This is a genomic window from Nocardiopsis alborubida (genome assembly GCF_012396365.1).
Lineage (GTDB): Bacteria > Actinomycetota > Actinomycetes > Streptosporangiales > Streptosporangiaceae > Nocardiopsis > Nocardiopsis alborubida.
The window spans coordinates 1-21,684 of record NZ_JAAXPG010000052.1 but is presented as its reverse complement, the minus strand read 5'-3'; the positions used below and the strand labels follow the sequence as shown (position 1 = coordinate 21,684).

General features: G+C 73.9%; 8 protein-coding genes. All 8 read left to right on the top strand.

The features are described from left to right. Window positions 1–1,169 precede the first annotated feature (1,169 nt). The gene (locus HGB44_RS30895) at window positions 1,170–3,707 is read left to right on the top strand and encodes an ATP-binding protein (RefSeq protein WP_082768467.1); all 2,538 of its coding nucleotides are present in this window, start codon (window positions 1,170–1,172) and stop codon (window positions 3,705–3,707) included. 97 nt (window positions 3,708–3,804) lie between these two features. Beyond that, on the top strand, window positions 3,805–4,230 hold the full coding sequence (locus HGB44_RS30890) for a roadblock/LC7 domain-containing protein (protein WP_013151544.1): 426 nt from the start codon (window positions 3,805–3,807) through the stop codon (window positions 4,228–4,230). A gap of 37 nt (window positions 4,231–4,267) precedes the next feature. Beyond that, the gene (locus HGB44_RS30885; protein ID WP_082768466.1) at window positions 4,268–4,627 is read left to right on the top strand and encodes a DUF742 domain-containing protein; all 360 of its coding nucleotides are present in this window, start codon (window positions 4,268–4,270) and stop codon (window positions 4,625–4,627) included. A 22-nt stretch (window positions 4,628–4,649) separates the two neighbouring features. Beyond that, complete coding sequence (locus HGB44_RS30880; protein ID WP_017565342.1) at window positions 4,650–5,207, top strand: GTP-binding protein; 558 nt, start codon at window positions 4,650–4,652, stop codon at window positions 5,205–5,207. A gap of 60 nt (window positions 5,208–5,267) precedes the next feature. Further along, entirely contained in the window at window positions 5,268–6,527 is a 1,260-nt protein-coding gene (locus tag HGB44_RS30875; protein ID WP_061081682.1) for a styrene monooxygenase/indole monooxygenase family protein, read from the top strand. A gap of 396 nt (window positions 6,528–6,923) precedes the next feature. Further along, window positions 6,924–15,011: a type I polyketide synthase gene (locus tag HGB44_RS30870; RefSeq protein ID WP_061081681.1), complete on the top strand. Its 8,088-nt coding sequence runs from the start codon at window positions 6,924–6,926 to the stop codon at window positions 15,009–15,011. Continuing rightward, window positions 14,998–18,357 (top strand): type I polyketide synthase, encoded by a 3,360-nt coding sequence (locus HGB44_RS30865; protein ID WP_061081680.1) that lies wholly within the window; start codon window positions 14,998–15,000, stop codon window positions 18,355–18,357. The genes HGB44_RS30870 and HGB44_RS30865 overlap by 14 nt, the downstream gene beginning before the upstream one ends. A gap of 18 nt (window positions 18,358–18,375) precedes the next feature. After that, window positions 18,376–21,684: type I polyketide synthase (locus tag HGB44_RS30860; RefSeq protein ID WP_168444223.1), on the top strand; the 3,309-nt coding region annotated here is incomplete at its 3' end.

Below are 21,684 nucleotides of genomic sequence, written 5' to 3'. Positions count from 1 at the left end.
GCCCCCGCCCCCGCTGTGCGCACTCTCTCTTTTTTGTCGGAATGCTGACCCTTGATGTGCATTCGTGGTGGGGGAAGGTAGTCTCCTGTACGTCGGGAGGACGGTGTCCGAACACCGCCCGTTTCCGGCGCCAACGCCTTCGGAAGGGCCGCCCCGGCATCCTCTCCGAAGGCGCGGAGAACTTTCCGGCGCTCCGCGTTCCTCGGTCGTGTCCCGTGTCCTCGTCGGCCCGGACGGCCCGCGAAGCGTCGCACTCCTCGTCCCGAGCCGTTTCCGGAGCAATTCCGGGAACGGCGCGGAACGGGGGAAGAGGAATCGACAGGAGAGCCATGACCCCAGCTCCCCGCGGACCCGCGCCCCCGGGCCGCCCCGTGCGCCGCGTCCCCGCGCCCCGCGCCGGCGCGGTGTCCCGAGACCGCCGGCGGACGCGGACCCCGTGTGAGGGGGACCCCCGCCGGCGCGACGGGCGGCGCGTTCCCGCCCGGCGACCGGCCGCAGGGCCGCGCGTCCGTGCTGTTCAAGGCGGGTGCGCGTCGTTTCGGGCCGGGGGTCCGCTGGTGCGGCGGCCCGGTTGCTGACACCTGTCCGGAAACAGACACGGGTCCATAAATCTCACAAAAACATCTGGGGTCACAGCACCTTCAGAGCGGTGTTTGCGCACGTCAGAGACGTTGTCCCGCGTGCTTTTGTGATCCTTCCACGATTCGTCTGCCAAGGCTGTCGACCTTTGTTAGTCTGGCGAACCGAACGACGGTTCTCGGTGGAAGTACAGGAATTGTGCGGGGCATGGATACTTGTCTCCGGATGGGGTGTCGCACCCGTCTGGTCCCCGTTCACGCGGGGGTGCCCCGACCGAGGCCTTCTTCCGGCGCACGGGGCACCCGGCTGCCACGGGGACCCCGCGCGGGACCCCCGGGCGGCCACCTCCCCGGGCAGGGCGGTGGAGCGGCGCCGCCGCTGATCCGCCCCCACCGACGCGAGGAGATGAGATTGTGGCAGAGGCGCCGTCGCCGCGAGACAGCCCCGCTCCGCACCCGCGCGGGGGCGGGCCGATGACGTCAGCGGAGGACGGGCAAGGAGCCAGGCGGGAGGGACGGTTCCGACGGGCCATCTCCCGTATGGTCAGAGCCCAGGAACCCCCCTCACCGGAGACCCAGCAAGGAAATCCCGTGCATCATCCCGTGCATCCGCACTCGCAGAACTCCGGCCGCACGTCGGGCAGGGAAGGCGTCCAGCCCACGGCCGGATCCGCTCCCGAGTCGGGCGCGACGGAGCGCGGCGACGCCGCGCCCCCCGCGACCGGCCCCTTCTCCGGCTCCGCCGAGAACGGGTACCGGCCCTCCTCCAGGACCAGCGTCCCCAACCCCTACACCACCCGGCGGGTGAACGTCGACGACGTGGACACCGGGGCCACCCCGGTCAACCAGTGGCGCGGCGTGGGCCTGGACGAGCCCGAGCCGCGTACCCCACCCATCACCGCCACCACGGACACCATGACTGACACCTCCTCATCGACAGAGCGCTCGGAGCGGCCCCAGGCCCCCGCGGCGCAGACGCAGGCGGCCCCCGCGGACACCACGCCGCAGCCGGCCCCGCGGCCCGAGCAGGCGGGGCAGCAGTGGGCCGAGGCGCCGCACGGCCAGACGCGGAACCCCGAGGAGCAGGGCCGCTCCTCCCGACCCGAGCAGCCGGACTCCCGGCGACAGGAACCGCCGCGGGCCGTCGACAGTCACAGCCAGCCGGAACAGCCGCAGGCCTCCGCGCCCCAGGCTCCCGACAACCACAGCCAGAGTGAGCCGCCGCAGGCCGCCGCGCCTCCGGCCGCCGAGGGCCACCAGCAGGCTCCCCAGGGATGGGCCGGACCCGCGCCCCAGCCCTACCAGGTGCCGGGGGAGCGGCCCGCGCCCCCGCAGGTACAGGGCCAGCACGGGTACGCCCAGCAGCCGAACCCCGGCCCGGCCGGCCACGACCCCTACGCGGCCCCCGCCCCCTACCAGGCGGCCCCCGGCCCGCAGTACGGCACGCCCTACCACCCCGCCGGGCAGGAGCCCCACCACGCCTATCCGCCCCACCCGCAGGCCGCTCCGGCGCACTACCCCGCCGCACCCCAGCCGCACGGCGGCTACGCGCCCCCGCAGCACGGCGGCTACGCGCCCCAACCGCAGGGCCAGCACCCCTATCCCCCGCAGCCCGCGCACTACCCGGCGCAGTACCCGCCCCAGCCGCTGGTCACCTACCAGAGCGCCTACCCGGCGCCCTTCCAGCCCCCCGGCTACGTCATGCACGGTCAGCCGATGTTCTATCCGGGGCAGTACAACCCCTACGGCCAGCCGGTCCAGCACATCATCGTGCTCGCCGCCGGGCAGCAGCCGCAGGTGATCAGCGCCGAGTCGGCCAGCACGCTACTCGCCGAGCACACCGAGACCCGGACCGAACCCACCGAGCGCGAGGACCGGGCCCTGACCCGTGCGGGATCCGACACGGACGCGGGCAAGGAGCAGCCGGAGCGGGAACAGGAACGGGAAGCCCCCGCCGAGCCGGCCGAGCCCGCCGAGGCCGCCGCCCCCGAGGCGCCCGCCGAGACGCTCACCGAGCGCAGGGCCGCCCTCATGGACGCGATCGCCCCCGCCGGCCCGGCCTCCTCCGCGCCGTCCGACGGTCGCGGCAGCCTTCTCAACGAGGCCCTGGCGGGTCTGGCCATGCGCGACCTGTCGCTCGTGGACGCCCTGTTGGAGATGGTCGAGGAACTGGAGACCGACGCCCAGGACCCCGACCTGCTCGACAAGCTCTTCCAGATCGACAACTTCGCGACCCGTATGCGGCGCAACGGGGAAAACTTCTTGGTGCTCACCGGACATGACGGCGGCGAGTCCGACGCCCACGACGAGATCGTCCCCCTGCTCGACGTGGCCCGCGCCGCCACCTCCGAGATCAAGGACTACCCCCGCGTCCGGATGGGCAAGATCCCGCAGACCTCCATCACCGGTATGGCGGCCGACGACATCAGCCACCTGCTCGCCGAACTGCTGGACAACGCCACCGCCAACTCGCCCGAGCACTCCCAGGTCGTCATCAGCGCGCAGGAGCTGACCGACGGGCGCCTCATGATCGTCGTCGAGGACGAGGGTGTGGGCATCCCCGAGGGCCAGCTCGCCGAACTCAACGGCCGCCTCGCGGGCGAACCCGTCCTGGACTCCGACGTGCCCCGCCACATGGGTCTGTACGTCGCCAGCCGGATCGCCAAGAAGCACGGGCTGGAAGCCAGGCTCGAACCCCGCTCCTTCCGGGGGGTGAGTGCCTACGCGATCATCCCCAAGGAGCTGCTGCGCGTGGCCACGCCACGAACCCCCGGACAGGCCCGCACGTCGACCGTTCCGTCGAGCGCCCCGCCCGCCAAGCCCGTCATGCCCGCCCCGGCCTCCACCCGGCCCCCCGCCAGCGGCTCGGGCAAGCCCCCCGCGGCGAACGGTTCGGCGGTGACCTCCGCCGGACTCCCCCGCCGCAGCGCCACCCCGCACGGGTCGCCCCTGCGGATGATGTCCCGCCCCGGCCAGAAACCGGACACCCCGCAGACCAGGGAGGACACCCCGCCCAGGCTGACCGGCGAGGCCAGGGCGGAGCAGATCCGCGACGAGCTCGGGGACTTCTTCGACGGCGAGCGCGAGGCCCGCGAGGGCGGCGACGAGCCCGGGAACGACCAGAAGTGACGGCTCCCGACCCCGTCCAGGGCGCCCCTCCCGGTGTGCCCACGCAGAAACCCAAGCAGCGAACACGACCCTCGGCCCAGGCAGGTAAGGCACAGCGATGACTGAATCCGTGAACGACAGTGTTGAGAACTTCTCCTGGCTCATCGACCGGTTCGTCCGCGACGTGCGCGGTGTCGAGCACGCCGTCGTGGTCTCCTCGGACGGCTTGGTCCTGACGCACTCCAGCGACTTCCCCGAGGAGCACGCCGAGCAGCTGGCGGCCATCGCCAGCGGCCTGCACAGCCTCGCGGTCGGCGGGGCCAACCTCTTCCAGAGGGGCGAGTGCGAACAGCTGCTGGTCCGCTTCAACCACGGCCACCTGTTCATCATGGCGATCAGCGACGGCTCCTGCATGGCGGTGCTCACCGCCCCGGGCACCGAGCTCAAGATCGTCGGCTTCCAGATGACCAAGCTCGTGGAGAACGTCGCCCACGTGCTCACGCCGCAGCTGCGCTCGCAGCTGCGCGAGGTCATCCAGAACTGACGACGGTGCCCGTTCGGGAGGAGAGGTTGCCTCGGCTATGAGCTTCCGCAGGCGAAGGAGTAACCGTGTCCGTCCGTTCACCTTCACGGGTGGGCGGACACGGTCGCGGCATCCGCTGATGGTGCAGACCCTGGTCTCGACGTCCGAGCCCGGGCAGGAGCCTCCTGGCACCCTCATGCCGGAGTCGATCAATATCTACAAGCTGTGCCGGGAGACCCGGTCGCTGGCCGAGGTGTCGGCCGAGTTGAACATCCCCCTGGGCGTCACCCAGGTCCTGGTCAGTGACCTGGCCGAACAGGACCTGGTGTACATCCACCCGACCATCACCGGCAGCAGTCCATCGGAAAACCAGGTTCTGGAGAGGGCTCTTCGTGGTCTCGAACGACTTTTCCAGTGACAAGAGGTCGAATCGCAAGAAGATGTCGAGCAAGATCGTCATCGCCGGGGGCTTCGGCGCCGGCAAGACGACCTTGGTGCGCTCGGTGTCGGAGATTCCCCCTGTCACGACCGAGGCGATCATGACCGAGGCCAGCATCGGTCACGACGACACCTCGATCACACCCGACAAGACGACCACCACCGTCGCGATGGACTTCGGTCGCATCACCATCGACGACGAACTGGTCATGTACATGTTCGGCACACCGGGCCAGGCGCGTTTCTGGTTCATGTGGGACGATCTGGTCCGGGGCGCCGTGGGCGCCGTCGTGGTGGTCGACTGCCGGAGGCTCGCGGACTCCTTCGACGCGGTCGACTACTTCGAGACGAACAAACGCATCCCCTACATCGTGGCGCTGAACAAGTTCGAGGGCCACCTCGACTACACCTCCGAACAGGTCCGCGAGGCACTGGAGGTCAGTCCTGAGGTACCGATCATCGACTTCGACGCACGGAACCGGCTGTCCGGGGGTGAGGTGCTCAAGACGCTGCTCAGGTACGCCTTGGAGCACAACCGCGCCAGCGAGCCCGTCGCCTGACGGACGGGGAGACCCAGCCCTCCCCACCGCCCCGCAGATTCCCCAGGAAAGTTAGCGACAATGCGCAAGATCCTTATCGTCGGCGCGGGTCATGCCGGCCTGCACCTGGCCCATGGGCTACTGACCCATGGATACGACGTCACGGTGATCACGGGGCAGTCCTCGATGGAGATCCGTACGGGCCGCTGCTCGGTCGCCCAGTTCACCTTTCCCACCGCCCTGGAGCAGGAGCGCGAGTTCGATCTCGACTTCTGGAGCGCGCTGGCCCCGCAGATCCGGGAACAGAAGCTTTTCATCTACACGGCGGACGGAAAGGCGAGCGCCCTCCAGGGCAGCTCGCACCCGGGCAACGGCTACTCGGTCTCGGTCGATCGCCGCGTAAAGATGGCCGACTGGCTGGAGTTCTTCGAGGACCGGGGCGGCAAAGTGGTGATCCACGGCGTCACCGTCACCGATCTGGACTACTTCTCCCGTATGTTCGAGCTCATCATCGTGGCCGTCGGCCACGGTGAGCTGGGGCAGCTCTTCGACAACGACACCAGCCGCTTCAGCGGGGCCAGGCCGAGGTCCCTGGCCCAGGCGCACATCTACGACGTTTGGCCCGACCCCGAGGGGGACGAGAACATCAGCTGGGCGGCCACCGCCCAGACCGCGGGCAACCTCATGCTCATGCCGATGCTCGGCCAGGACGGGCCCTGCCACAACCTGCTGCTCGTGGACCGCAAGGGCGGTCCGATGGACGCCTGGCCGGACCGGCCGAGGCCCGAGGAACAGCTCCGTCGGATGAAGGACCTGCTGCGCAAGCACGCGCCCCATGCCTTCGAGCGGATCAAGGACGCCAGCCTGATCGACGGCAGGAACAGCACCCTGGTCGAGGAGCTCACCCCGCAGGTCCGCAACCCCGTGGGCAAACTTCCCGGTGGGGGCAGCGTCCTGGGCATGGCCGACGTGGTCGTGACGATGGACCCCTACACGGGGGAGACCTGGAACAACTCCACCCGCTGTGCCCAGGCCTACCTGGAGGCCATCATCGAACGGGGCGACCAGCCCTTCGACGACGACTTCCTGGTCGCGGCGTTCGACCGGTTCTGGGAATTCGGTCAGGACAACCAGAGGTGGGCGGAGTTCGTCTCCACGCTGTGGGACCAGGACCTTCCTCCCCACGTCGGCGCGGTGATGGGCGCCGCGGCGCAGTACCGCGAGATCGGCGATCGGTGGGTCCAGTCGTGGGACAACCCCTCCGAGTTCAAGAACTGGCTGTTCGATCCGGACGCCGCGCTCCGTTACGTCGAGGAGGTCAAGGCCAGGCACGGGGACTGAGTCCGTGCGCGGCCCATGGCCCGCGGCCCGGTGCCCTGTGGGGCGCCGGGCCGTTTGTGTTCAAGGTCATGTTGCGTATGTATTAATTCCAATCGGTGAGTACTGAACCGAGTGTCCGAAAATGCGAAGCCCGTTGTCAGCGGTTGTGAACAACCGTTACGCTCCCTCAGGTTGATGCCTGTTAGTCACCATTGGCCGGTTGTGGGGCAACTCATTTCCCTCTCCCTTGTTGACTAGCCACAACAGGGATCACCGTCACATCGACACCGCCCTGACGTCGGTCGGAAATACGTGTCGCGTGCACATGCATGGGCGCTGGCCGCTGTTCGACCCCGGGTTACGGACAGCAGGGCCCCCGCGGACAAGCGGGTCAGGCGAGAGTGAAAGGCAGCGATCGTGAGCGGCAGATCAGACGGAGCCCCCGCCCCAGGTCCCTGGGAGCCCATCGCAGTCGTCGGGCTCTCCTGCCGGCTCCCGGGCGCGCGCACACCCGACGCCTTCTGGCGGCTGCTGTGCGAGGGACGCGAGGCCATCACCGCGCCGCCCGCCCGGCTGGGCGAGCCACCCGCCGCCAGGGGGAGCTCCTGGGGCGGCTACCTCGACAACGCCGAGGGCTTCGACGCCGCCTTCTTCGGGATCTCCCCGCGCGAGGCACTGGCCATGGACCCCCAGCAGCGCCTGATGCTCGAACTGAGCTGGGAGGCGGTCGAGAACTCCCGGACGGCGCCCGGCACGCTGCGGGGCGCGAGGGTGGGCGTGTTCACCGGGGCCATCGGTTCCGACTACGCGCTCCTGTACGACCGCGGCGGGGCCGGGGCGATAACCCACCACACGCTCGCGGGCACCCACCGGAGCATGATCGCCAACCGGGTCTCCCACGCCCTGGGCCTGGTCGGGCCCAGCCTGACCGTCGACGCGGGGCAGTCCTCCTCGCTGGTGGGCGTGCACCTGGCGGTGGAGAGCCTGCGCCGGGGCGACTCCGACGTCGCGCTGGCGGGCGGGGTCAACCTCATCCTGGTCCCCGAGAGCACCGAGAGCGTCGCCAGGTTCGGCGGGCTCTCCCCGGACGCGCGATGCCACACCTTCGACTCCCGGGCCAACGGCTACGTGCGCGGCGAGGGCGGCGCCGTGGTCGTGCTCAAACCCCTCGGCCGGGCCCTGGCCGACGGCGACCGCGTCCACGCCGTCATCCACGGCGGCGCGGTCAACAACTCCGGGGCGGGCGAGTTCCTCACCCGTCCCACCGTGGACGGCCAGGAGGCGGTGGTCCGCGCGGCCTACGCCGACGCGGGCAAGGACCCCGGCCAGGTCGCCTACGTGGAGCTGCACGGCACCGGGACCCCGGCGGGCGACCCGGTGGAGGCGGCGGCCCTGGGCGGCGTCTTCGGTCGGGGCGCCGAGGAACCGCTGCGGGTGGGCTCGGCCAAGACCAACGTCGGACACCTGGAGGGCGCGGCGGGCATCGTCGGCCTGGTCAAGGCGGTGCTCAGCCTCGATCACCAGCAGATCCCGCCCACCCTGAACTTCGCCGAACCCCACCCCGACATCGACCTGGACGGCCTCGGGCTGTCGGTGCAGACCCGGCGCGAGCCCTGGCCGACCCACACCCCCCTGGCGGGGGTGTCCTCCTTCGGTATGGGCGGCACCAACTGCCACCTGGTCCTGGGGCCGGGCCCCGTGCCCGAGCGGACCGGTTCCGACCCGGTGACCAAGCGCGTCCTGGACCCGGTGCCCTGGGTGCTCACCGCCCGCTCGCCTGAGGCCCTGCGTGCCCAGGCCTCCGCACTGCACGCCTACGTCTCCTCCCGGCCCGGCGTCAGGGCGCACGATGTGGGCCTGTCCCTGGCCACCACGCGCGACGTCATGGAGCACCGCGCGGTGGTCCTGGCCCCCGGGGACGACAGCGATCGCGAACTGGAGTCGGTCCGCCTGGAGGGCGGTCCCGATACCGTGCCCGACCACGACGGCCCCGGCCCCGTCCTCGTCTTCCCCGGGCAGGGCGGTCAGTGGGCGGGGATGGGCCGCGACCTGCTCGACGGGGAGGGGGTGCTGGCCGAGGCCTTCGCCCGGCGCCTGCGCGAGTGCGAGAGGGCACTGGAGCCCCACACGGACTGGTCGGTCTCGGCCGTGCTGCGCGGCGCCCCCCAGGCTCCCCCGCTGACGGGCGAGGGCTCCAGGGTGGACGTGGTGCAGCCGGTGCTGTGGGCGGTCATGGTCTCCCTGGCGGGCGTGTGGGAGGAGCTGGGGGTGCGTCCCTCAGCGGTGGTCGGGCACTCGCAGGGCGAGCTGGCGGCGGCGTGCGTGTCGGGTGCGCTGTCCCCGAAGGAGGCGGCCCGGGTCGTGGCACTGCGCAGCCGGACGCTGACCGCGCTGTCGGGCAGCGGCGGGATGGCCTCGCTGGGCGTCACGGCCGAGGAGGCCGCCGAACTCGCGGCCGACATCCCCGATCTGCACGTGGCCGCGGTCAACGGCCCCGAGGCCGTGGTGGTCTCGGGCAGCCCGCGCGCGGTGCGTGAGGCCGTGGAGCGCTGTGTGGACCGGGGCGTGCACGGGGCGCTGGTCGACGTGGACTACGCCTCGCACTCGGCGCACGTGGAGCGCATCCGGGACACCATCGCCCGGGATCTGGGCGAGGTGCGCTGGCGGACTCCGCGGATCCCCTTCTACTCCACGCTCACCGGCGGGCACCTGGACGGGGACGGACCCGCCCTGGACGCCGGGTACTGGTACGCGGGACTGCGCAACCCCGTCCTGTTCGCCCCCGCGATCGACGCGCTCATCGCGGACGGGCGGCGCGTCTTCATCGAGGTCGGCCCGCACCCGGTGCTCTCCTACGGGATCCGGCGCTCGCTGGAGGCGGCGGGCGTGTCGGGGCACGTCCTCAAGACGCTGCGCCGTGGTGAGGGGGACCAGGCCCAGCTGCTCACGGCGGCGGCGCGAGCCTTCACCACCGGCGTGGACATCGACTGGCCCAGGTTGTTCAAGGGCACCGGCGCACGCCGCACCGACCTGCCCGTCTACCAGTTCCAGCGCCAGCGTCATTGGCCCGACGCCCTGGCTGTTCCCCGCGCGATCGCGACCGGGCCCGTGGCACCGGAGGAGGAGGCCGAGGCGCCCGAGGCCGATGAGCGCACGTCGTCGGTGCGGGAGCTGGTGTACGAGCGCACCGCGCGTGTTCTGGACCGGGCGGCGTTGGGCTCCGGCGACGAGAACCGGGCCCTGCGCGACCTCGGCTTCGACTCCATCATGATGCTCGAACTGCGTGATCAGCTGAGAAAGGCGACAGGGGTCCACCTGGAGGGCACCGTCCTGTTCGAGGTGCCCACTCCGGCGGGTGTGGCCACCCGTCTGGTCTCGGAGCTGGGTCACGACGAGGTCGTCACACAGGAGCGCTCCAGGACCGCTTCCCCGCACGCCTCAACTCAGCAGTCCGCCCCCACACCGGCCCCGGTCCCGGCCCCGGTCCCGGCCCCGGTCCCGGTCCCGGTCCCGGCCCGGCTCCCCGACGAGGACGACCCCATCGCCATCACCGCGATGGCCTGCCGCCTGCCGGGCGGCGTCTCCTCGCCCGAGCAGCTGTGGCGCCTGGTCGAGGACGGCGTGGACGCCACGGGCGAGCTGCCCGACAACCGGTTCTGGGACCTGGACGCGCTCTACGACCCCGAGCCGGGAGTCCCCGGGCGCACCTACGCCCGCCGGGGCGGCTTCCTGTACGACGCCGACCTCTTCGACGCCGACTTCTTCGGGATCTCCCCGCGCGAGGCCGACGCCATGGACCCCCAGCAGCGGCTGCTGCTGGAGACCTCCTGGGAGGCGGTCCGGCGCGCCGGACTGTCCGACGAGGCCCTGCGCGCGGAGAGCGTGGGCGTCTTCGTGGGGGCCATGCCCAGCGACTACGGCCCGCGCCTGGCCGACCCCGTGCGCGGCAAAGACGGCGGTTACCGGCTCACCGGGTCCACCCTGAGCGTGGCCTCGGGCCGCATCGCCTACGTGCTGGGGCTCAACGGCCCGGCCATGACCATCGACACCGCCTGCTCCTCCTCCCTGGTCGCCGTCCACCAGGCCGTCGAGGCCATCCGTCGGGGCGAGTGCGCCATGGCACTGGCCGGGGGAGCGACCGTCATGGCCACGCCCGGCATGCTCCTGGAGTTCGCCGCCCAGCGGGGGCTGTCCGCCGACGGCCGCTGCCGGGCCTTCGGGGACGGCGCCGACGGCACCGCCTGGGCCGAGGGTGCCGGAGTCCTGCTGCTGGAGCGCGTCTCCCGGGCCCGCCGGGCCGGGCGCCCGGTCCTGGCCCTGATCCGGGGCGGCGCGGTCAACTCCGACGGCGCCAGCAATGGGCTCACCGCGCCCAACCCGCAGGCCCAGCAGCGGCTCATCCACAGCGCCCTGGCCGACGCCGGACTGGAACCGGGCGAGGTGGACGCGGTGGAGGCGCACGGAACCGGCACGCGCCTGGGCGACCCCATCGAGGCCAAGGCGCTCATCGCGGTGTACGGCCGGGACCGGGATGGGGAGCCGCTGCGCCTGGGCTCGCTCAAGTCCAACATCGGGCACGCCCAGGCCGCGGCCGGGGTCGCCGGGGTGATCAAGACCGTGCAGGCCCTGCGCCATGGACGGCTGCCCCGGACCCTGCACGTCGACGTCCCCACCACGCAGGTGAACTGGGAGGACGCCGGGGTGCGCCTGCTCCACGACAGCGAGCCCTGGCCCGACACCGGCCGCCCCCGGCGTGCTGCCGTGTCCTCCTTCGGCATCAGCGGCACCAACGCCCACCTGGTGCTGGAGGGGGTCGTCGACGAGGGCGCCCCGGTCAGCATGGTGGACCTGCCCTTCCAGCGCCGCAGGCACTGGGCGGAGCCCCCCGCTCCGGAGGTGGCCCCCGCCGCGGCCCCGCGGCTGCTCGACGGACCGGGCCTGGAGCTGGTCGACGGCAGCACCGTGTTCGGCGGCCGGATCGGTGAGGCCGCCCACCCCTGGACGCGCGACCACCGGCTCCTGGGCCGGGTCGTCCTGCCCGGGACGGCGCTGGCCGAGCTGGCCCTGTACGCCGGGGCGCACACCGGCGCCGCCGCCGTGGCCGACCTGACCCTGGAGCGGCCCCTGGTGCTGTCCCGGGGCGGAGAGACCTCCGTGCAGGTGACCGTCGCCGCGCCCGACGGGCGCGGGCGCCGCGCGGTGAGCGTGCACTCGCGCGGTCCCGACGCGGGGGAGTGGACGCGGCACGCCTCGGGCGCGCTGGAACCCGACACCGGCGGGGAGGCCGCGTCCGCGCGGGCCTGGCCGCCGCCGGAGGCGGCCCCGGCGCCGTTCGAGCGCGACGCGGACTACGCGCGGCTGGCGCGGCGCGGCTACGCCTACGGGCCCGTCTTCCGCGGGCTGCGATCGGTGTGGCGGGGACGGGACGACACGCTGCTGGCCACGGTCGCCCTGCCCGAGGGACACCGCTCGGGAACCTTCCGCGGCCCCCACCCGGCGCTGCTGGACGCGGCCCTGCACACCGCGCTGCTCTTCGGCGAAGGACAGGACGGCCCGCCCCTGGTCCCGTTCGCGTGGAGCGGAGTGCGCGTCCCCGAGCGCGTCGGCCCGCCGCCCGCCGAGCTGCGGGTGGTCCTGGAACCGCTGGGCGGCGACCGCCACCGCCTCACCGCCTTCGACGAACAGGGAAGCCTGGCGGTCGGCGTGGATGAGCTGGCGCTGCGCCCGATCGACACCGAGGACCTGCCCCCGGCCCCCGACGAGGAGCCCGGGCTCTACAGGGTGCGCTGGGACCCGGTCCCGGCGCCGGAACCGGCGGCGCGGGTGCCCGTCGGACTGGCCGCCCTGGAAGACCTGGCCCCGGACGAACCCGTCCCCGACACCGTCTACGCCGAGCTGCCCCCGCGCGCGGTCTACGCCGACCACGACCCCGTCCCCTCCGCGGTGTACGAGGGGCTGCACGCGGTCCTGGACACCGTGCGCACGTGGCTGTCCGAGAACCGGTTCGCGCACGCCCGCCTGGCCCTGGTGACCTGGCGCTCGGTGTCCACCTCGCCCGAGGACCGGCTGGGTGGCCCGGCGGCCTCGCCGGTGTGGGGCCTGCTGCGCTCGGTCCAGCGCGAGCACCCCGACCGGTTCGTGCTGGTGGACTCCGACGGGTCCGAGGACTCCCACCGCGTCCTGCCTGCGGCCGCGGCGCTGGGCGAGCCCCAGCTGGCCCTGCGCTCGGGGCGGGTCCTGGTGCCGCGCCTGGTCCCGGCGCACGCAGACGATGTCCCCGTACCGCCCGGCCCGGCCTGGCGGCTGGAGGTCGGCGGCCCGGACGGTCCCGCGCTGTCGGCGGCGCCCGCCGCCGCGGCGCCGCTGGAAGGGCACCAGGTGCGGATCGCGGTCCGCGCCGCCGGTGTGGCCCCCGACGGGGACACGTCCCCCCGGCGCACTGGTGCCCAGGGCGCGGGCGTGGTCCTGGAGACGGGTCCGGAGGTGGACGATCTGGCCCCCGGCGACCGCGTCACCGGCCTGTTCGACGACGCCTTCGCCACGACGGCCGTCGCCGAACGGCGCCTGCTCGCCCGGATCCCGCGCGGGTGGGGCCTGGAGGAGGCCGCCGCCGTCCCGTTCCCCGCGCTGACGGCCTACCACGCCCTGGTCGACCTGGCGGCCGTGCGACCCGGGGAGAGCGTCCTGGTGCACGACGCGGCCCGCGGCGCCGGACCGGTCGCGGTGCAGCTCGCCCGCCACATGGGCGCCCGCGTCCTCGCCACCGCCGACCCGCGCCAGTGGCCGCTGCTGACCGGCCTGGGGCTGCCCGAGGATTGCCTGGCCTCCACCCGCGACCCCGGCTTCACCGCCGCCCTGCGCGAGGTCAACGGCGGCAGGGGTGTGGACGTGGTCCTGGACACGCGCACCGGGGACGGCGTCGACGCCCTGATGGGTCTGCTCGCCACGCCCTCCGACGGCGGGGGAGTGGGCGGCCGGTTCGTGGAGATGACCGGGACAGGCCCCCGCGACGGAGCCGAGCCCCCGGTCGCCGACCACCCCGGGCGCGGCTACGAGGCCTTCCGGCTGGCGGACGTGGACACCGAGCGGGTCGGGCAGATGCTCGCCCGCGTCATGGAGCTGTTCGCCTCCGATGTCCTCCGCCCCCTCCCGGTGGACGTCCACGACCTGCGCTATGCGCACCTCGCGCCAGCCGACCCCGACGGGGCCGGAGTCCTGACCGTCCCGACGCCCTTCCCTCAGGACGGCACCGTCCTGGTCACCGGGGGCACCGGGACCCTGGGCCACCAGGTGGCCCGGCACCTGGTCACCGGTTACGGGGTGCGCCACCTGACCCTGATCAGTCGCAGCGGCGCCGCCGCGCGGGGCCAGGACGGACGCACCGACGAGCTGCGGCGGCTGGGCGCGCAGGTGGAGGTGCACGCCTGCGACGCCGCGGATCGCGACGCGCTGGCCCGCCTGCTCGACTCCCTGCCCGGGGATCGGCCGCTGCGCGCCGTCGTCCACACCGCGGGCGTGCTCGACGACGCCACCGTGCTGTCCCTGGACGCCCAACGGCTGGAGACGGTGCTGCGGCCCAAGGTGGACGCCGCCTGGAACCTGCACGAGCTAACCGCCGACCTGGACCTGGGCGCCTTCGTTCTGTTCTCCTCGGTGACGGGAACCCTGGGCAGCCCGGGGCAGGCCAACTACGCGGCGGCCAACGTCTTCCTGGACGTGCTGGCCAGCCTGCGCCGCGAGCGCGGGCTGCCCGCCCTGTCTCTGGCCTGGGGCCTGTGGGGCGAGGCCAGCGGGATGACCGCCCACCTGGACGGCGGTGACCTGGGCGCCCTGGGCCGCGCCGGGCTGCTCCCGATGCCCGTCGACCGCGCCCTGGCCAAGATGGACGCTGCTCTCTACCTGGGGGCCGAGGCCCTGGTGCCCGCCCTGCTCAACCTGGGGGACGGGACCGACCTGCCAATCCTGCGCGAGCTCGCCGGGGCCGCCGGGGAGGGGGACGCGTGCGCGGACGGCGGCGGGGAGCCGCCGCTGTCGGGGCGGAGCCTGGCCGGGCTGGCCCCGGCCGAGCGTGCACGGTTGCTGCTCACCGAGGTGCGCGAGCACACCGCGCTCGTCCTGTCCCGGCAGGACGCGGGCCAGGTCCCGGCCGACCGCCCCTTCCGCGAGCTGGGCCTGGACTCCCTGACCGGGGTCGAGCTGCGCAACCGGCTGGGTGCCGCCTCCGGCCTGCGCCTGCCCGCGACCGCGGTGTTCGACCACCCCACCCCGCGCGCCCTGGCCCGGCTCATGGAGGATCTGCTCTTCCCCGCCGGGCCGGAGGAGCCCGGGGACGCCTGGGGAGCCGGGGGCTCCGAACCCGCGGCCCGGGGTCCGCTGTCGGCGGAGCCCGGGGACGAGGACAGCAGCATCGACGACATGGACGTGGAGGACCTTCTGCACCTGGCCCTGGGCCGGGAGGGGGCCGCGTCCGACGGTGAACAGGAGACGGCCGATGGCTACCGATAGCGCTCAGAACACCAAGCTCGTCGCGGCGCTGCGCTCCGCTCTCAAGGAGAACGAGCGCCTGCGCGGCCGCAACCAGGAACTGGACCGCAGGAGCGACCCCGTGGCCGTCGTGGGCATGGGGTGCAGGCTGCCGGGAGGAGTGGACTCGCCCGAGGGTCTGTGGGACCTGCTGGAGCGAAGCGCCGACGCGATCGGGCCCTTCCCCGAGGACCGAGGCTGGGACCTGGACGCCGTGCTCGGCGGTTCCGAGCCCCTGTCCGCGATGGGCCAGGGCGGCTTCTTGGAGGGCGTCGCCGACTTCGACGCCGCGTTCTTCGGGATCTCCCCCAAGGAGGCCGCCGCCATGGACCCCCAGCAGCGCCTGCTGCTCGAACTGAGCTGGGAGGCCCTCGAACGCGCCGGGATCGACCCCTCCTCGCTGGCCGGGACGCCCACCGGCGTCTACGTGGGGCTGATGGCCGCCGAGTACGGCCCCCGGCTCTCCGACGCTCCGGAGGAGGGGCACCTGCTCACCGGGACCATGCCCAGCGTGGCCTCCGGCCGCATCGCGTACACCCTGGGCCTGGCGGGCCCCGCCCTGACGGTCGACACCGCCTGCTCCTCCTCCCTGGTTGCCCTGCACCTGGCGGTGCGCGCCCTGCGCGAGCGGGAGTGCTCCCTGGCGCTGGTGGGCGGCGCCACCGTCATGGGCACCCCCGGCGTGCTGGCCGAGTTCACCCGCAAGCAGGGGCTGTCCGCAGACGGCCGCTGCCGGGCCTTCGGTGCGGGAGCCGACGGCACCGGGTTCGCCGAGGGGGCGGGCGCGCTGGTCCTGGAACGCCTCTCCGACGCCCGACGCAACGGGCACCGCGTGCTCGCCCTGGTCCGGGGCAGCGCGATCAACCAGGACGGCGCCTCCAACGGGCTCACCGCGCCCAACGGGCCCTCCCAGGTGCGCGTGGTGCGGGCCGCCCTGCACGACGCCGGGATCTCCCCGGACGGGGTCGACGCCGTCGAGGCGCACGGCACCGGGACCACCCTGGGCGACCCCATCGAGGCCCAGGCCCTCATCGAGGCCTACGGGGGAGAGCGCCGGAGCCCGCTGCTGGTGGGCTCGCTCAAGTCCAACATCGGCCACACCCAGGCCGCCGCCGGGGTGAGCGGGGTGGTCAAGGCGGTGCAGTCCCTGCTGCACGGGACCGTCCCGCCCACCCTCCACGCCGACGAGCCATCCGCCCACGTGGACTGGGACGCCGACGCGGTCCGCCTGGCCACCCGGGCGCACCCGCTGCCCGACCTGGACCGGCCCGCCCGGATCGCGGTCTCCTCCTTCGGGATCAGCGGGACCAACGCCCACGTCATCCTGGAGGCGCCGCCCGCCGAGGCCGCCGCCGAGGACGGAGCCTCCGCGCGGGAGAGCGGACCCGTCCCGGACCCGCGGATCCTGCCGTTCGTGGTCTCCGCGCGCGGGGAGGAGGCCCTGCGGACCCAGGCCGCGCGCCTGTCGGCCCACCTGGGCGCCGCGCCGGCCGCCGCCTCGGACCGGGACACCGAAGGCGACCCCGGCGTCTCCGGGGCCGCGGCCCCGGTGGCCGCGGCCCGCGCCCTGGCCACCACCCGCGCGCGTCTGGAGGACCGCGCCGTCGTCCTGGCCTCCGACACCGGCGGCCTCACCGCCGCCCTGGACGCCCTGGCCGCAGGGCGCCCCGCCGCCAACCTCGTGCGCGGGCGCGCGGACACGGGCGGCTCCGTGGCCTTCGTCTTCTCCGGCCAGGGCTCCCAGCGCCTGGGCATGGGCCGTGACCTGTACCGGGCCCACCCCGCCTTCGCCCGCGCGCTGGACAAGGCCGCCGACGCCCTGGACCGCCACCTGCCGCGCCCGCTGCGCACGGTGATGTGGGCGCGGGAGGGCACCGCCGAGGCCGGGCTGTTGGACCAAACCCTCTACACCCAGGCTGGGGTCTTCGCGGTCGAGGTGGCCGTGGTGCGGCTGTTGGAGTCGCTGGGCGTGGTCCCCGACCACGTCGTCGGCCACTCCATCGGCGAACTGGCCGCCGCTCACGTGGCGGGCGTGTTCACGCTGGAGGACGCCGCCGCCCTGGTCGCCGCCCGTGGCGCGCTCATGCAGGACCTGCCCGAGGGCGGCGCGATGGTCGCGGTCCAGGCCGAGGAGCGCGAGGCGCGCCAGGCGGTCGCCCGCTCCGGCGGACAGGTCTCCGTCGCGGCCGTCAACGCGCCCGACAGCGTCGTGCTGTCCGGGGAGGAGACGGCCGTGGCCGCCCTGGCCGACCACTTCGCCGGGCAGGGCCGCCGCACCAAGCGGCTGACGGTCTCCCGCGCCTTCCACTCCCCGCTCATGGACCCCATACTCGGCGCCTTCGCCCGGGCCGCCGAGCGGGTCTCCTACCGCAGACCCGTCCTTCCCCTGGTGTCCAACTTGACCGGGACCCGCGCGGGGGAGGAGGTCCGCGAGCACGGCTACTGGGTACGGCACGTGCGCGAGGCCGTCCGCTTCGCCGACGGTGTCGCCCACCTGCACAAGGCCGGGGTCACCGAGTTCGTGGAGGTCGGGCCGGGCGGCGTGCTCAGCACTATGGTGCAGTCCTGCCTGGGTGGGGACCGGAGTGCGCGGGTCACCGCCTTGCTCGGCGGGGAACGCGACGAGTCCCACGGGTTCTCCGAGGGGCTGGCCGCCCTGCACGCCCGGGGCGCGCACGTGGACTGGTCCGCCTACCTCCCGCCCGGTCCGGCGGCCGCGCTGCCCACCTACCCCTTCCAGCGCGAGCGCTACTGGATGAACTCGCCGGTCGGGGGCCGCGTCGTGGTCGAGACCGGCGCTGGGGCGCCCGCCGCCGGTGGCGGCCCTGCGTCCGTCGCGCGCGCAGACCTCGCCGCCCTGGGCGAGGACGAGCGCGCCGAGGCCCTGCTGGACCTGGTGCGTCAGGAGTCGGCCGCCCTGCTCGGCCACGCCTCCCCACGCGACGTCCCCTCCGACCAGGGCTTCCTGGAGATGGGCCTGGACTCCCTGGGCGCTGTCCGCCTCGGCGCGCGCCTGAGCGCCGCGACCGGCCTGGAGGTGTCGGCCACCACCGTGTTCGACCACCCCGAGCCCCGGGTCCTGGCCGCCCACCTGAGCGAGGAGCTCGCCCCCGAGGGCGCCGGCCCCTCCGAGGCGGCCGGGGACGACGGGCGGATCCGCGCCGCGCTCGCCCGGATCCCCGTGGACCGGCTGCGCTCAGCCGGGCTCTTGGAGGCCCTGCTCGCCCTGGACACGGGAGAGGCGGGGCAGGACGGCGCAGCCGAGGACGCGGACGTGGACTCCATGGACGTCGACGACCTCGTGCGCATGGCGTACGGCCGAGACTGAGGAAGCGAAGGACACACGATGCACAACCCAGCCGACGGCCGCCCCGACGAACGGGTGGTTCAGGCGCTGCGCGCCTCCGTCAAGGAGAACGAACGCCTGCGCGAGCAGCACCGGCGCCTGGTGGAGGCCGCGACCGAGCCGGTGGCGATCACCGGGATGGCCTGCCGTTACCCCGGCGGCGTCCAGTCCCCCGAGCAGCTGTGGGACCTGCTGGTCACCGAGCGCGACACCGCCTCGGCCTTCCCCGAGGACCGGGGGTGGGACCTGGCGGGGCTGTTCGACGACGACCCCGACCAGCCGGGCCGCAGCTACACGCGCACGGCCTCCTTCCTGGACGACCCGGCCGGGTTCGACGCCGGGTTCTTCGGGATCTCTCCCAAGGAGGCCCGCACCATGGAACCCCAGCAGCGCCTGCTGCTGGAGTGCGTCTGGGAGGCCGTCGAGCGCTCCGGGACCGACCCCACCACCCTGCGGGGCACCCGCACCGGCGTGTTCGCCGGGGTGGTCGCCGCCGCCTACGGGCCGCGTGCGGTGGACGCCACCGACGGCAGCGAGGGCCACCTGGTCACCGGCACAGCCGCCAGCGTCACCGCGGGCCGCGTCTCCTACACCCTGGGCCTGGAGGGGCCGGCGGTCAGCTACGACACCGCTTGCTCCTCCTCCCTGACCGCGCTGCACGCCGCCGTGGAGGCCCTGCGCCGCGGCGAGTGCGAGCGCGCCCTGGTCGGCGGGGTCAGCGTGGTCACCGACCCCGCCGTGTTCGCGGGTCTGAGCGGCCAGCGCGCGCTCTCCCCGGACGGCCGCAGCAAGGCCTTCGACGCCAGCGCCGACGGCACCGGCTGGAGCGAGGGCTGCGGCGTGCTCATGGTCGAGCGCCTCTCCGACGCGCTCCGCCACGGCCGTCCGGTCCTGGCCCTGGTACGCGGCGCGGCCGTCAACCAGGACGGCGCCAGCAGCGGGCTCACCGCGCCCAACGGCTCCGCCCAGCGCAAGGTCATCCAGCAGGCCCTGGAGGCCGCCGGGGTCACCGCCGACCAGGTCGACGCCGTCGAGGCCCACGGCACCGGAACGCCCCTGGGCGACCCCATCGAGGCCGAAGCGATCATCGCCACCTACGGCAGGGCGCACACCCCCGACAATCCGGTGTACCTAGGCTCGCTCAAGTCCAACATCGGCCACACGGTCGCCGCCGCCGGGATCTCCGGCGTCATCAAGACGGTGTTGGCGCTGCGCAACGAGACACTGCCGCGCACCCTGCACCTGACCGAGCCCACGCCCCGCGTGAACTGGTCGGCCGGGACCGTCGCCCTCCTGGAGCGGGCCCGACCCTGGCCGCGTCGGCAGGAGCGTCCCCGCCTGGCCGCGGTGTCCTCCTTCGGGATGAGCGGCACCAACGCCCACGCCGTGCTGGAGGAGGCACCCGCGGCCGAGCCGTCCCCCGAGGACGCCTCCGTCCACGCGCTCCCCGTCGCCAGCGACCTCGTGCCCTGGCCGCTCTCGGCGCGCGGCGCGGACGCGCTCGCCGCCCAGGCGGCCCGGCTCGCCGACCACCTGGAGGCCGGTCCCGGCCTGTCGCCCGCCGACGTCGGGCACACCCTGGCCACCGCCCGCGCCGATCTTCCCGACCGCGCGGTGCTCCTGGGCTCGGACACCGACGGCTTCCGCGACGCCCTGCGCGCCTTGGCCGAGGGGCGCGACACCGACGCCGCCGTGCTCGGGCACGTGCGCGAGCGGGCCAAGACCGTGATGGTCTTCCCCGGGCAGGGGCCGCAGTGGATCGGCATGGCCGTGTCCCTGATGGACACCGTTCCCGAGTTCGCCGAACGCATCGACCAGTGCCAGAAGGCGTTCGCGCCCCACGGCCTGGACTGGACGCTGACCTCGGTGCTGCGCGGGGAGCCCGGGGCCCCCGGTCTGGACCGCATCGACGTGGTCCAGCCGGTGCTGTTCGCGGTGATGGTCGCCCTCGCCGACCTGTGGCGCGTCCACGGCCTGCGCCCCTCGGCGGTCGTCGGCCACTCCCAGGGGGAGATCGCCGCCGCCCACGTGGCCGGGGCCCTCAGCCTGGAGGACGCCGCGCACGTGGTCATCACCCGCAGCCGCCTGTTCACCTCACTGGTCGGCCGGGGCTCCATGGCCAGCCTGGCGCTGTCGCCCGACGAGGCCGCCAAGCGTACCGAGCCCTGGGAGGGCAGGGTCACGGTGGCCGTCGTCAACGGACCCGGCACCGTGGTCGTGGCCGGGGACAAGGACGCCGTCGCCGAGCTGGCCGACTCGTGCGAGGCCGACGGCATCCGGACGCACCGCGTCGTCGACGGCATCGCCGGGCACACCTTCCACGTGGAGGAGCTGCGCGAAGACCTGCTCGCCGCGCTCTCGGGCATCCGTCCCCGTCCCACCCGCACACCGCTCTACTCCACCGTCACCGGCGAACGGATCGACGGCACCGCCCTGGACGCTGAGTACTGGTACCGCAACCTGCGCCGGACCGTGCTGTTCGAACCGGCCGTCCGCGCGCTGCACGACGCCGGGTTCACCGCGTTTGTGGAGGTCAGCAGCCACCCGGTGACCACCTACGGCATCCAGCAGACCCTGGACGACCTGGGGGAGGAGGCGACCGCGGTCCTGCACACCCTGCGCAGGGGTGAGGGCGGCTACGGGCACTTCCTCGCCTCCCTGGCCCGCGCCCACGTGAGCGGCGTGACCGTGGACTGGACCCGCGCCCACGCCCCCCACGCACCCCGGACAGTGGACCTGCCCACCTACGCCTTCCAGCGCGACCGCTACTGGCTGGCCCCCGGCGGGGCCTCGGACGTGCTCGGCTCCGGCGTCGACCCGGCCGGGCACCCGTTGCTCGGCGCCGCCGTGGACCTGCCCGACGGGGGCGGCCACCTGTTCACCGGCCAGCTGTCCCTGGCCACGGCACCCTGGCTCGCCGACCACGCCGTGGGCGACACGGTCGTCCTGCCCGGCGCCGCCTGTCTGGACCTGGTCCTGCACGCCGCCGAGCACGTGGGCCTGTCGGCCGTGTCCGAGCTGACCCTGCTCGCGCCCCTGGTCCTGCGCCCGGGCGCCGACACCCGCTTGCAGGTCACGGTGTCCGGCCCCGACGACTCCGGTCGGCGTACCGTCCGTGTGCACGCGCGGCCCGCCGACCGGGCCGACGAGTGGACCCTGCACGCCGAGGGCCTCCTCGAAGACGGCGCCCGGACAGAACGGCCAGCCCCGCGCCTTCGAGGAGGTCCTCGAAACTCCGCCACGCGTGCACCGCCAGCGCGGATCCGTCCTGTTCCCCGGCGCCGCGCCCCCCGGCCTCGGGGGTGCGGC

Bases quoted from the DNA above. Each gene is read 5' to 3' on its own strand.
- HGB44_RS30890 (WP_013151544.1), top strand. From the start codon at position 3,805: ATGACTGAATCCGTGAACGACAGTGTTGAGAACTTCTCCTGGCTCATC.
- HGB44_RS30885 (WP_082768466.1), top strand. From the start codon at position 4,268: ATGAGCTTCCGCAGGCGAAGGAGTAACCGTGTCCGTCCGTTCACCTTC.
- HGB44_RS30880 (WP_017565342.1), top strand. From the start codon at position 4,650: ATGTCGAGCAAGATCGTCATCGCCGGGGGCTTCGGCGCCGGCAAGACG.
- HGB44_RS30875 (WP_061081682.1), top strand. From the start codon at position 5,268: ATGCGCAAGATCCTTATCGTCGGCGCGGGTCATGCCGGCCTGCACCTG.
- HGB44_RS30865 (WP_061081680.1), top strand. From the start codon at position 14,998: ATGGCTACCGATAGCGCTCAGAACACCAAGCTCGTCGCGGCGCTGCGC.